This window comes from Phyllobacterium sp. OV277 (genome assembly GCF_900104355.1).
GTDB lineage: Bacteria > Pseudomonadota > Alphaproteobacteria > Rhizobiales > Rhizobiaceae > Phyllobacterium.
The window spans coordinates 693,711-705,976 of sequence record NZ_FNIY01000001.1; the positions used below are offsets into that span (position 1 = coordinate 693,711).

The window sequence follows — 12,266 nt, forward strand, 5'->3', positions numbered from 1 at the left end:
AATTGCCTATACGGCGATGGGTGCCTTGATGCTCGGTTCTGAGACGTAGTTCTCTAGATTGAAATCTTCGAACTTGAAGGCGAAGAGATCTTTCACGTCAGGATTGATACGCATAGTTGGCAAATGACCGGGGGTACGGCTTAATTGCAGCTTTGCCTGCTCGAAATGGTTGGCATAAAGATGGGCGTCGCCCAGCGTGTGAACGAAATCGCCCGGCTTCAATCCGGTAGCCTGCGCCACCATCATGGTCAGCAAGGCATAGGATGCGATATTGAAGGGCACGCCGAGGAAAATATCCGCAGAGCGCTGATACATCTGACAGGAGAGCTTTCCGTCGGCCACGTAGAACTGGAACAGGCAATGGCATGGCGGCAGTGCCATTTCATCGACAAGCGCCGGATTCCACGCTGAAACGATCAGACGTCGCGAATAAGGATTCTGCTTTATCGCACTGACAAGATTCGCGATTTGGTCGATATGGCGGCCATCGGGCGCTGGCCATGAACGCCATTGATAACCATAGACGGGTCCGAGGTCGCCATTCTCATCGGCCCATTCATCCCAGATCGTCACGCCGTTTTCCTTCAGATAGGCGATATTGGTTTCGCCGTTCAGGAACCAGAGGAGTTCATGGATGATGGATTTCAGATGCAGCTTCTTCGTTGTCAGCACGGGAAAACCGTCAGACAGGTCGAATCGCATCTGGTAGCCGAAAACGGACCGCGTGCCGGTACCGGTCCGGTCACCACGATCAATGCCCGTATCGAGCACATGCTGTAAAAGATCAAGATAGGCGCGCATGGCTTCTCTTTAGCAGATTCGCTCTGTGAAATAGTAAAACTTCTATGTGATCCACAAGCACAGCTATCAAAATCCCCGGCGAATCACCGGGGATTATATTTTATCCGTGAGGACAATCAGAGGCTGCCGAGCAGTCCGAGTTCTTTTGCCGTCAGATAATAGAAGGTGACGCGCCCCTTGGAACGGTCGGCTTTCATCTTTTCGCAGACGGCGTGAATGGCAGCATCGGCCTTGGCAGCATCGGTAACGCCAAGCTTCTTGCCAACCCAACTGGTGCGAACACGGCCCAATTCTTCCGGGTCCGAGCAGGAAACGAGCGAAGAATCTTTGTTGCGCAGAGCAATTCCGAGATGTTTGACGATTTTGGCTACCGTGGCTTCATCGGCACCGGCATCATAAATGCGTACATCTTTTAGATAGTCACTCATGGATAAATCCCCTGATTGTTAGGTTCAGCGCCCAAGCACTGTAACGCTCCCTGACACGAAAGACATCGCACAACCGGCAGATGCATGAGGCGATGACTCATTTGACAGAAAGAAACATTCCCCACCAACAGGAACCTGTCAATGCCACTCTTTCATTTCGTCGCGACACGACCTATATAGGTCCTGCTGGTCTCGGCCAGCTATAGTGATAAACGGACGATGTAATAAGCCCATTGGACCCGGGGGCGGTACCCGGCGCCTCCACCAGAGTGCAGTTGAAAGACTGCATTGTGGCGGGGGCGAAATAGGATCGACAAGGGTGTAAAGATCGATCTTTTGCTCGGCATTGTACCACCGTTATCGGGCTAACTCAGTAGTTGCAAACGACAACTATGCGGAAGCACGTCTCGCTGCTTAATTGCGGTGTGATCGCTTCAAATTAAGTCCTAGGGGTTCGCACTTCTAGGCGGGGTTCGGAGGTACCTGGCAACAGAAACCTCCACTTTCCCCCTTCTGAACATCTCCAGCGCTGCAAGCCATCCTCAGGCTTTGCGCATTCTTTTTCCATTTCATCAACATTCGCGCATGGCGGCAGGGCTGCACTGCGCCGTCAGGAGTCTATCCATGCATAAGAGCAATGACCGCTACGTGATCCTTACCGGCGGACCGGGAGCGGGCAAGACAACCCTCATCTGCGCCCTGAAAGAACGCGGCTATGCCACCGCGCCGGAAGCGGGCCGCGCGATTATCCAGAATTATCAGGCCATCAACGGACCAGCCCTGCCCTGGCAGAACAAGGCGCTGTTTGCCGAGCTGATGCTTTCATGGGAACTGCGATCCTATGGAGAAGCCGCTGAGCAGGAAGGAATCGTGTTCTTTGATCGCGGCGTGCCGGATGTTCTTGGTTATCTCGACCTCATTGGACTTCCGGTCCCCGAGCACGCAAGACAGGCAGCAAAACTGTTTCGTTACAACCCCAGCGTGTTCATCCTGCCGCCATGGCCGGAGATTTTCGAACAGGATGCCGAACGCAAGCAGACACTGGAGGAAGCAGAATTGACATACAGCGCGCTGGCAAACGCCTATGCGCAAAGTGGTTATAATCTTGTCGAGGTTCCCAAGTGCTCCGTTGCCGAACGCGCCGATTTCATCCTTGCCCGCCTTGGTGGTCTCTGAAAGCAAAAGGCCCGGAACTGTTCATTCCGGGCCTTTGTCTTATCAATGCTAGGGGCCGATTATTCAGCGGCAGCTTCCACTTCCACCACGCGGCGGCGCGCAATGGTTACCTGTGTGAGGATAAAGGCAGCCACGGCGCATAGGCCTATGCCCGCCGCCATCGGCAATGCTGTACCGTCGAAGAACAGGCCCGCAATGACCATGGCAACGGCTGCTGTCACGAAGTGCAGTGTTCCCATCAGGGCTGAAGCTGTACCGGCAATCTCGCCATGATCTTCAAGGGCAAGCACCGCAGTGGTCGGGATAACCAGCCCAAGGAAGCCGTAGCCGATGAAGAGGAACGTCGCCAATACAGGCAGCTGATTGAAGCCAAGCGCCATCACCACAACCATTGCAGCCATGGTGAACGAGAATGCTGTCAGCGCCATGCGCATGACCCGTACCAGACCAAAGCGATCACCCAGCCAGCCCGTCAACTGCGATACCGTGAAGAACGAAACCGCATTGATCGAGAAGGCGATGCTGTATTGCGTTGGCGTCAGGCCATAATGGTCAATCAGCACGAAAGGCGAGTTGGCGAGGTAGACGAGGAAGCTTGAAATACCCAGACCGCCGATGAAGGTGAGCGTCAGAAAATTGCGGTCGCCGAGCAGCAGACGATAAGCCGCCATGGCGCTGCCAAGGCCGCTTTCGACGCGTGCAGCCTGTGGCCGGGTTTCCTTTAGCTGCGTCGACAGCAGGATCAGGCCAATGAAAGCCGCAATCGTCACCGCCCAGAATACGCCGCGCCAGCCGTAAAAGCTGATGACAGCACTGCCTGTCAGCGGCGCCAGGATCGGCGAGATGCTGAATACGAGCATCAGCAATGACATCAGACGCGCAGCCTGCACACCCGTATGCATATCGCGAACGATAGCGCGCGGAACAACCATGCCCGCCGCACCGCCAATCCCCTGCAGGAAACGGAAGGCGATCAGCGTTTCAATGTCCTTGGAAAGCGCGCAGCCAACACTGGCCACGGCAAACAGGCCGATACCCATATAAAGCGGTGCTTTACGGCCCCACATATCGGAAAGCGGCCCGTAGATCAGCTGGAAGATGGCAAATGAGATAAAGAAGGCAAGAAGGCTCATCTGCACGACATTGTTTTCCGCGCTCAAATCCTTGCCGATTGATGGCAGCGCCGGAAGATACATGTCGATCGCAAAGGGCCCGATGGCCGACAGGAGCCCCAGAATGAGGGCCGTACGAAAGAATGAGGTCGTCATGGTGTTTTTCTTTCAGAAAACGGCAGCGTGACGCTCTTCAGCTTCTGCGCTGCATTGCTCTCAGGAGAGGTTCAGAATTCTTACCTGCAAAGCGGCGGCGCGCTTGGGAGGACGCTCGTCACATCACAAAACAGTGTGTCAATATTTTTAGACACAAGTGTCAAATTAGACACTATTGTCTAAAACGTCAATGCGCCTTATCTTTGGTTCATGAGAAATCCAAAAGAAGCAGCGCACAAGGCGACCGGCCCTATTCTTGGCCATACTCAACGCGGTCAATGTTCAAAACGACTATCGATATTGGATGCGGCGGCGGAAGTATTTTGCCGTGAAGGCTTTGCCGGAGCGAGTATTGACGAAATCGCTGTGGAAGCCTGCGTTTCGCGCCAGACCATATACAACCACTACCGCGAAAAGGAAACACTCTTTACCGCTGTGGTGGAAGATGTGATGAACCGCACCAACTCCAGTCTCTATTCCATTCTGGCGACATTTCCCGACAAGCCGGATAGTCTTGAAGATGATTTAAGCGCTTTCGCGGTTCGATTGACCAAGAATTGCCTGTGCAATCAGGACGGCAAATTCCTGCGCAAGCTCGTGCAGTCCGAGGGCGAGCGCTATCCGCAACTGTTCGAGGGTTGGCGCAAGCATGGTCCCGGCAAGATCGGCACCGCCCTCGCCGCGCTGTTTGCCCGCCTCTCCTATGGCGGTGCGTTGCAGATGGAGGATTTTGATCTGGCCGCCCGGCAGTTTCTCGCCTTGGTCAACGCTGATCTGCAAATACTCACGCTGTTTGGCGAATCGCCGACCGATGAACAGCTGGAAACGGCAGCGCGCAATGCGGTGCGCACCTTCCTCAGGGCTTATTCGGCACCCGCGACAAATGCACCTGCTAGTCAACCTCCCGTCAAAGCCGTTGGCTGAAACGCTCCCTCAAACTCAGGGAAATGGCAGCAACTTTGTCTCGTTCACAGCATCGGTGAGGAGGCTCACACAACCTCCCAAGATGTGAGGGACAAGCATTATTTACATCAGGCGCTTACAACCAGTCGCAATTCCTTTATCCATGCGCCATAATGGCTCAAATACGTTTGTCTTCTCTGCTTGACAGAGAGGGGCGAATCCATGGGATAAGAGTGCATGCCACAAGATATGATCCGCTACGATATACTGGCCCAGGAAGCGCTACGCGGCGTTATCCGCAAAGTCCTTGGAGAAGTCGCCAAGGCTGGTCTTCCTGGCAACCATCATTTTTTCGTCACGTTCCTGACCGGTGCGTCGGGCGTGCGCATATCCACACGTCTGCACGAAAAATATCCCGAGCAGATGACGATCGTGCTGCAGCACCAGTTCTGGGACCTGCAGGTGACTGACACGCTTTTCGAAGTCGGCCTGTCCTTTGGTGACGTGCCCGAGCGTCTTGTGGTTCCTTTCTCGGCTATTCGCGGCTTCTATGACCCCTCCGTCAATTTCGAGCTGGAGTTCGATGTCGAGGTGGAAGAAACCGTTGGCGACAACGATCAGGGCATTACCAGCATCGCGCCGGTGCCAACAGCCGAAAAGCCCAAAACCGCCTCTTCGGGTTCCAAGCCCAAGCCAGCAGCCAAATCGGCCAAGAAGCCTGTGAAAGCTGGCGGTGAGAAAACCGATGCGGCGCGCGAGGAAGGCGGCGAAAAGACATCAGCCTCCGTTGTTTCGCTGGATTCCTTCCGGAAGAAAAAGTAGCCGCTGATATGGCCGACATCGTCAATCTGCGGCAATTCAAAAAGCGCAAGGCGAAGGACGCAAAAGAGCAGACTGCGGCCGAGAACCGGATTGTTTTTGGCCGCACCAAAACCGAAAAGCAGTTCGAACAGAGCGCCAACCGCAAGAGCGAACTGTTTCTCGACAGCAACCGGCTTGAGGGCCAGCCGCCTTCCATTGACGCCGACAAGGACAAGCCTTGAGCCTTGTGCGCAAACGCTCCGTGACCATCCGCGGTCACCGCACCAGCTTTTCCCTTGAAGACCCATTCTACGACATCATCACATCCATCGCCGAAAGCCGGGATATGACGGTCGCAGGTCTGATAGCCGACATTGACGAGGGCCGCGACCGTAATTCCAACCTCTCCTCTGCGCTCCGCATCTACGCGCTGGATTGGGTGATGAACGGGATGAAGCCCACCTCATAAGCCACCGTCTTGACTCCATAAATCTGCAAAGAGTGAGCTTGGAGTTCGTGGTTCGTGGTTCGTGGTTCGACAAGCTCACCATGAGGGAGAGTGAGGATGCAACGATAATCGCAAAGATTGCTAATCACAAAGATTGCAAGGCTTTACTCCCTGTAACCCGCCCATTTCCGTCCTTCTCGAACCCCTCTCCCGTCATCCTCGCTTTCCCTACCACCCCCGCCTTCTCCGCCGCCCTCGAACACCCATCTCCGTCATCCTCGGGCTTGACCCGAGGACCCACGGCTAAGAAGATGAAATCATCTGAATGTTCAGTACTTTTAAGGTACGGGTCCTCGGGTCAAGCCCGAGGATGACGGAGATGGGTGTGTCCCTCATGGTTGTTTGTCGAATCACGCGCTGTTGATCTGCAATCGCCCCATCGCCCAAGGATGTTACTGAACCGTCGGGCCTAGCGTTTTCAGAAAATCATCGACTGACTGCTTGTTGATGGAGCCGGTTCCCTGCGGTGGTTCGGCTTGTGCACCGCCATTGGCGGGAGCCTGCTGCTCGCGGGCTTTGCGCGCGGCCTCTTCAGCTGCCTTCTCTGCCGCTGCTTTTTCTGCTGCGGCTTTCTCCGCAGCAGCCTTTTCCGCCGCCTGTCTTTCGGCTTCTGCTTTGGCTGCGGCTTCCTGCTCCGCTTTCAACTTTGCTTCTTCAGCCAGTTTCTGCCGTTCCGTCGCCTTGCTCTGATAAAACAGCGCCTCGCGCCGCAGGCGCTGCTTTTCCACCAGCGATGCCTGCATGGTTTCGACCCGCTGCTGCTCGCGCTCCAGCGTGCGCTGGGTCAGGAACTGTTCCAGCGGCTGACGGTTGAGTGTCCATTTCGGCGCACGCCATGGCCCTTCCCCGGTAAATTCCACAACCGGTTCGGCCCCGGCAACTACCAGCTTGCCCGGATCAAAGGAAAAGCGTCCCTGCGAAGCCATTGTCATATCAGGCAGATTGAGGCGCAGATCCGCATTGAGTGTCGCGCCTTCGCTTTTCAGCTGGAATGTCGAGGTTCGCGCCATGCCGCCCGCAATGGTAAAGGCGAACTCCGCCGCTCCGGCATTGAACGGCCCTGCATGCAGATATTTGCCAATGACGGCGCTGATCGCATCTGACGTAATCGCCCCCGGCAGATTGTCGGCATCGTTCAAAATGGGCTTGAGCGCACCGGGATTGATGGCGTCAACAGCCAGATCGTCGACGGACACAACGCCGGAACCTGCAACAGACGCCATCATATCCGCAATGGATGTTCCGGTCGCATTGACCGATGCGACAATCTTGGCCGCACCCATCAAGGGTTCATGATCATCGGGCGTATAGAGATCATCAAGGGTCGCCTGCTCCAGCGTGAACTGGCCGGTGGCCAGACCATTGCCGCCCGTATTGCGCAGTTCAAACATGCCTTTGAAGTTGCCGCCGAGCACATCCCCTTGCGTGTCATCAAGCCGCAAATAGCCATCCTTCAGCGAGGCGGTTGATTGCAGCTTGGTCACAGGCCCCAGAAGTCCTGCGTCGGCCTCGTCAGCCTTGATTTTCAGATTGAAACCAACGGGAAACAATGGCGCTTTGGCAAAGACTTCTTTGGGCCATGATTTTTGCCCGCTCGCATCAAGCGTGCTGGTGCCGAGCATGAACTGCGCCACCGAGGACAGATCAAGCTTGCTGAAAGTCAGATTACCCTGAACATCGGGAATATTGTTCTCTGTTCCAAGATCAAGCCGGCCCGCCATCTTGGTATCATTCACTTTACCGTTAAGATCGGGCAGCACCAGCCTGCCCTTGGCAAGCTGAAAGCTGCTGGCCATATCCACCGGCATACCGCTGCCGAAGCCCGGCAGAGAATAACCAGCGGTTGCAAGATAGGGCTCGATGTCGCTGGCTTTGATCGAAGCGCGCCCTTCCCCGTTCAACAGGCCGCCGGTGCTGCGCAAACTGCCATCGAGCAGTGCCTGGCCATCCGGCGCTTTAAGGGAAAGCTGGGTCTGAATGCCATCCTTGCCATTGCCCTTGAGCGCAAGATCAGCCTCAAGCTCACCAGCGAAGCCAAGCGGCAGCGCCGGAAGCCCCATCAGGGCCATCAGGTTCTCGCCATGGTCCGTGCGTGCATTCATGGTCAGCTCAAGCGCCCGGAGCTTGTCGGCGCCCTGACTGGTTGTGCCTGATAAGGTTACATTCATGCCACCGGTTTTTCCCGAGGCACTGAGGGAAAATTCATCCGCTGCATTTTTGCCATGGAGAGCATTGGCGAGGATGCTCAATTGCGTTTCCTCGAATAGTCCGGGAAATTTCGCGGCATGTTCATTCAAGGCTGTGACAAAAGGAAAGTCGGGAAATCGCTTCGCCAGTGCTGAAACAAATGGAGCAAGGTCATCTGCAAGAATGGTGGCATCCAGCGAACCCGTCGGTTCATCCTTGAACGGCTCCATCCTGCCCGTAGCGGTAATCGTTGCCCCGGAAAGATCGCCGACCGTCAAACGGTCAATATCGAAAACTCCATCGCGCAGGCGAAAACCCGTATCAAGGCTCTCGGCCACCAACCCGCCATGGCTGACCGGACCAGCTTTCAATCGCACATCGAGGTCTTCGCCCGCCAGTTGCGGCGATCCCTTACCCGCCTCCGATGGTGCATTCCGGCCAAAGATTGCGGCAAAGGCTTCCAGCGCGTCGCCATCCAGCGCGCCGCCCTCCAGTGTCAACTGGGTCAGCGGCACGGATTCGCCTTTGGCACTACGGATCAGCGAACCCTTTAGCGACGCGCCGCCAAGCGCTACCTCAAGATTGTCAATGCGCTGCAAATCATCATGCAGCTTCACGTCACCGGAAAAACCCGCCCCCTGAAGACGCCTGATCGACTCGTCAACAGTATCCGTCAGCCATGCAGCGAGACCAGAGGGCTGGCGCGAGGCCACGAGGAGTTTACCGTCAAAACCGAAATTCTCGCCAATCTGCAACATGCCATTGGCTTCAAATTGGGTCCGCCCGGGCAATTCCGCCCGAAGCTGGTTGATTTTCCACTCGCCACCTGACGGTTCCGCATCGATCGTCACTGAACGGATTGTCGTATCTCCAGCCACAATCGCAGGCAGCTTCAGATCAATCGTACCCGGAACGGTCGGTATCGGGAGCTGATCCATCAGGCGGCGGAACACTCCGAGCCGCTGCGCCGCCGTGTGCGGTTTCGGTTGGCTGCCCTTCGAATCTTCATTCTGATCGCTGAATGTGACCTGCTGGCCGTCAGCCCTGATTTCAAAGCGTGGGTTCTTGCCATAGTCAAAAAGCGCATTGCCATTGACGATGTAAGGATCATCAGTGGTCCCCTGCTCCATACGGAAGTCAGGAATGGATATCCGCGCATGGTCGGCTTCAAAGCGTCCGGTTACACGCACGCTTGATAGCAGCGGCTTCTCAGCAACCGCGCTATTCTTGTTCGCATTTTCCGCCTTGCCCGCACTTCCCATCTTGGGCGCGGTTTCATCAACAGAGCGGATATTGATATTGCCGGCATATTTCAGCGCCCCCTTGTCGAGAGTGATACCGCCATCAGTTTCAAGCACCGCGGGCATTCCATCCGGCGTGACCCGTGCATGGACATTCAGCGAGCCATCGGCTTTCACTTCGCCTGTCGAGGCTGAAACAGCCGTTTTCTCGCCATTGAAAAGCAGGGTGCCGTCAAACTTCCAGGGGCCGCTCAACTTGGTCGCGGAAAGCGTTGCATCGAGATCATCAACCGTGCGCACCGTCGCCGTGGAAGCATCGTGCACCACCACTGATCCATCGGTGATCTTCATGTTTTCCAGTTTCACCTGCGCAGAGCCAATTGAGGTCTGCGGGCGGATGGCCCAGTCGATCACACCATTCTTGTCGATATTCACCTTGGCGGTCGGCTTTTCCAGCCGCATGTCGAAGATGAGGATTTCACCGCGCAGGAATGGCGCAAGCTCCGCATCCATCGAAAACTTGTCGATGGTCATGACAGGTTCCGATCCGGGATCCCCCACTTTCACATCAGAAAATGTCACCGAGGGAAATGGTAGAAGGCGCGCGCTGGCAGATCCGGCAACCGTGACCGGCCGCCCCAGAAGCGCCGAAGCTTCCCGCTCAAACGAAGAACGATAGCCCGCCCAATCGACAAAATACGGCACCACCAGTGCCGCAGTCAGCACCAGTACCAGTAATCCGCCGATGAAAACAAAAAGGCGTGCCAGTGTTTCACTCCATTCCTACGTTCCGAACACCCTATACGCCGCATCGTTCACAAATTGGGCGAACATGCGGATTCAAAACGCAAAGTTACAGACGTAAGATCTTGCCGGGATTCATGATATTGCCCGGATCGATAGCCCGCTTGATGGATTCCATCACATCAACCGCGCCGCCAAGCTCCAGCCGCAGGAATTTTATTTTCCCCTGCCCGATGCCATGCTCACCCGTGCAGGTTCCATCCATGGCAATCGAGCGCAGAATGAGGCGTTCGACAAAGGCTTCCACTTCACGGATTTCGTCCGGGTTCTTGTCGTCAAACAGAATCTGTACGTGGAAATTGCCATCGCCCGCGTGCCCGACAATCGGCGCGACCAAACCGGTTGCTGCAATGTCTTTTTCCGTTTCAACAATACATTCGGCCAGCCGCGAAATTGGCACACAGACATCCGTGGCAAGCGATTGCTTTCCGGGTGCGAGCGCCATGCAGGCAAAATAGGAATTGTGCCGCGCCGACCACAGCTTTTCGCGCTCTTCCAGATTGACGGTCCATTTGAATGCGCCGCCACCATTGGCCGCAGCAATCTCTCCGAAAAGTTCCGCCTGTTCCGCCACGCCCGCATCGCTGCCATGAAATTCAAGGAAGAGACAGGGTGCGATGGGGTAATCAAGCTTCGCATAATTGACCATTGCCTGCATCTGCAAGGTATTGACCAGTTCGATGCGCGCGACGGGAATACCCATCTGGATGGTTTCGATAACCGTGTTGCAGGCACTTTCCAGATCAGGAAACGTGCAGATACCACCGGAGATCGCCTGCGGAATGCCATAGAGTTTCAGCGTCAGTTCCGTGATGATGCCAAGCGTGCCTTCAGAACCAACCAGCAGACGTGTCAGATCATAACCCGCCGACGTCTTTTTCACCCGTTTGGCTGTGCTGATCAGCCGGCCATCGGGCATGACGGCTTTGAGTGCCAGAACATTTTCGCGCATGGTGCCATAGCGCACTGCATTGGTGCCCGAGGCGCGGGTTGCCGCCATACCGCCAAGGCTGGCATTTGCGCCGGGATCAATCGGGAAAAACAGACCCGTATCGCGCAGATATTCGTTGAGTTCCTTGCGCGTAACCCCCGGCTCCACGACGACATTGAGGTCTTCACTATAGACCTTGAGGATACGGTTCATGCGCGACATGTCGATGGAAACCCCGCCCGCAGGCGCGTTCACATGGCCTTCCAGCGACGTGCCGGTGCCGAAAGGAATAATCGGCACATGCCACTCGCCGCACAGACGCACGATCTCCTGGATATCCTCAACATTCTCAACAAAAACAACCAGATCGGGAGCCTGGTTCGGAACATAGCTTGTGGTGTGAGCATGCTGTTCGCGGATGGATTTTCCCGTCTGCGCGCTATCGCCAAATCTTTTCTTGAGAATTGAAACAACGGTCGCAATACCATTTTCGTTGCGCACCATTGCTCCTGCATCAGCCAATGCCATTCCAGTCTCCAGAATTCCAATCGAGGATTCGTTCAAATTGCGCGCATTTTCAGTCAGTGCACGCGACTTGTCCAGTTGTAACTCTGTGTGAGAGAACCGCAAGGGTCAGGGCTGGGTTTGATTTAAATGATATGGTTGATGACGCCAGCACCGCCGGTGCATGGTCCGCGGCCCGTGGTTCGACAAGCTCACCATGAGGGAGAGGGGTGATGCAACGCTAAGCGCAAAGAGTGCATCACAAACATTGCAGAACTTGGCTCCCTTTCATCACCCCTCTCCCTCATGGTGAGCTTGTCGAACCACGAACTACATTCATACAACCCCTAATCATCCTCCTCATCATCACTCGGTTCCCAATCGGTCACCCGAACGAACCGTTCCTGCTCGCCAGTGCGTTCAAAAACGCTGCCAATGGGCGAGTCGAGCAGCGGAATAATGCTGGGATCATAATTGGCGATGGTGTTGACGTCGAATATCCCGCTGTTCTCAGGATCACCCATATAGTCATCACTCTCGAAACCAGAGAGAAAACGCCAGCCGCTATCAAGCTCATTATCCGGGTCCTCACGGTACATGAAGCGCACGGGATATCCGTCGATTGTTATCGTATCAGTTGCGATACAGCCGCCGTAATTGCGGACCAATGGCCGTATCTCGTCCTTGGTGAGTCGATAGGTTTTATCCATGCTT

General features: G+C 55.4%; 11 protein-coding genes and 1 other RNA gene. 6 read left to right on the forward strand and 6 right to left on the reverse strand.

From position 1 onward, the window contains the following. Positions 1–6: 6 nt before the first annotated feature. Both BLU05_RS03470 and BLU05_RS03475 read right to left on the reverse strand, forming a co-directional pair. Positions 7–801, reverse strand: a complete 795-nt coding sequence (locus tag BLU05_RS03470) for a thymidylate synthase (RefSeq protein ID WP_091877800.1) — start codon at positions 799–801, stop codon at positions 7–9. Between the two features lie 116 nt (positions 802–917). Next, a complete protein-coding gene (locus BLU05_RS03475) occupies positions 918–1,229 on the reverse strand; it encodes a DUF2853 family protein (RefSeq protein ID WP_091877801.1) in 312 nt (103 codons plus the stop codon). A gap of 146 nt (positions 1,230–1,375) precedes the next feature. On the opposite strand from BLU05_RS03475, the gene ssrA reads away from it, so the two are divergent. Together ssrA and BLU05_RS03485 are read left to right on the forward strand one after the other, a co-directional pair. After that, positions 1,376–1,733: a transfer-messenger RNA gene (gene ssrA / locus BLU05_RS03480) on the forward strand. Positions 1,734–1,853: 120 nt separating this feature from the next. Beyond that, positions 1,854–2,405 (forward strand): AAA family ATPase, encoded by a 552-nt coding sequence (locus BLU05_RS03485; RefSeq protein WP_091877802.1) that lies wholly within the window; start codon positions 1,854–1,856, stop codon positions 2,403–2,405. Positions 2,406–2,464: 59 nt separating this feature from the next. Here the strand turns inward: BLU05_RS03485 and BLU05_RS03490 are convergent, their stop codons facing one another. Continuing rightward, the gene (locus BLU05_RS03490; RefSeq protein ID WP_091877803.1) at positions 2,465–3,673 is read right to left on the reverse strand and encodes a multidrug effflux MFS transporter; all 1,209 of its coding nucleotides are present in this window, start codon (positions 3,671–3,673) and stop codon (positions 2,465–2,467) included. A 210-nt stretch (positions 3,674–3,883) separates the two neighbouring features. On the opposite strand from BLU05_RS03490, the gene BLU05_RS03495 reads away from it, so the two are divergent. The 4 genes from BLU05_RS03495 (at position 3,884) to BLU05_RS03510 (ending at position 5,846) form a co-directional block, all read left to right on the forward strand. Then, a complete protein-coding gene (locus BLU05_RS03495; protein ID WP_091877804.1) occupies positions 3,884–4,597 on the forward strand; it encodes a TetR/AcrR family transcriptional regulator in 714 nt (237 codons plus the stop codon). Between the two features lie 216 nt (positions 4,598–4,813). Next, positions 4,814–5,398 carry an SspB family protein gene (locus BLU05_RS03500; RefSeq protein ID WP_091877805.1) on the forward strand — a complete coding sequence of 195 codons (585 nt, stop codon included), beginning with the start codon at positions 4,814–4,816 and terminating at the stop codon, positions 5,396–5,398. A gap of 8 nt (positions 5,399–5,406) precedes the next feature. Continuing rightward, entirely contained in the window at positions 5,407–5,619 is a 213-nt protein-coding gene (locus tag BLU05_RS03505) for a DUF4169 family protein (RefSeq protein WP_091877806.1), read from the forward strand. After that, complete coding sequence (locus tag BLU05_RS03510) at positions 5,616–5,846, forward strand: ribbon-helix-helix domain-containing protein (protein ID WP_091877807.1); 231 nt, start codon at positions 5,616–5,618, stop codon at positions 5,844–5,846. The genes BLU05_RS03505 and BLU05_RS03510 overlap by 4 nt, the downstream gene beginning before the upstream one ends. Before the next feature lie 431 nt (positions 5,847–6,277). Here the strand turns inward: BLU05_RS03510 and BLU05_RS03515 are convergent, their stop codons facing one another. The 3 genes from BLU05_RS03515 to BLU05_RS03525 form a co-directional block, all read right to left on the reverse strand. Then, positions 6,278–10,081, reverse strand: coding sequence for an AsmA family protein (locus BLU05_RS03515; RefSeq protein WP_280139029.1), 3,804 nt, complete (start codon positions 10,079–10,081; stop codon positions 6,278–6,280). Between the two features lie 85 nt (positions 10,082–10,166). Beyond that, entirely contained in the window at positions 10,167–11,576 is a 1,410-nt protein-coding gene (locus BLU05_RS03520; protein WP_091877809.1) for an FAD-binding oxidoreductase, read from the reverse strand. A 323-nt stretch (positions 11,577–11,899) separates the two neighbouring features. Continuing rightward, positions 11,900–12,262 (reverse strand): DUF2185 domain-containing protein, encoded by a 363-nt coding sequence (locus BLU05_RS03525; protein WP_091877810.1) that lies wholly within the window; start codon positions 12,260–12,262, stop codon positions 11,900–11,902. Between the last annotated feature and the right edge of the window lie 4 nt (positions 12,263–12,266).

Bases quoted from the DNA above. Each gene is read 5' to 3' on its own strand.
- BLU05_RS03470 (WP_091877800.1), bottom strand. From the start codon at position 801: ATGCGCGCCTATCTTGATCTTTTACAGCATGTGCTCGATACGGGCATT.
- BLU05_RS03475 (WP_091877801.1), bottom strand. From the start codon at position 1,229: ATGAGTGACTATCTAAAAGATGTACGCATTTATGATGCCGGTGCCGAT.
- BLU05_RS03485 (WP_091877802.1), top strand. From the start codon at position 1,854: ATGCATAAGAGCAATGACCGCTACGTGATCCTTACCGGCGGACCGGGA.
- BLU05_RS03490 (WP_091877803.1), bottom strand. From the start codon at position 3,673: ATGACGACCTCATTCTTTCGTACGGCCCTCATTCTGGGGCTCCTGTCG.
- BLU05_RS03495 (WP_091877804.1), top strand. From the start codon at position 3,884: ATGAGAAATCCAAAAGAAGCAGCGCACAAGGCGACCGGCCCTATTCTT.
- BLU05_RS03500 (WP_091877805.1), top strand. From the start codon at position 4,814: ATGCCACAAGATATGATCCGCTACGATATACTGGCCCAGGAAGCGCTA.
- BLU05_RS03505 (WP_091877806.1), top strand. From the start codon at position 5,407: ATGGCCGACATCGTCAATCTGCGGCAATTCAAAAAGCGCAAGGCGAAG.
- BLU05_RS03520 (WP_091877809.1), bottom strand. From the start codon at position 11,576: ATGGCATTGGCTGATGCAGGAGCAATGGTGCGCAACGAAAATGGTATT.
- BLU05_RS03525 (WP_091877810.1), bottom strand. From the start codon at position 12,262: ATGGATAAAACCTATCGACTCACCAAGGACGAGATACGGCCATTGGTC.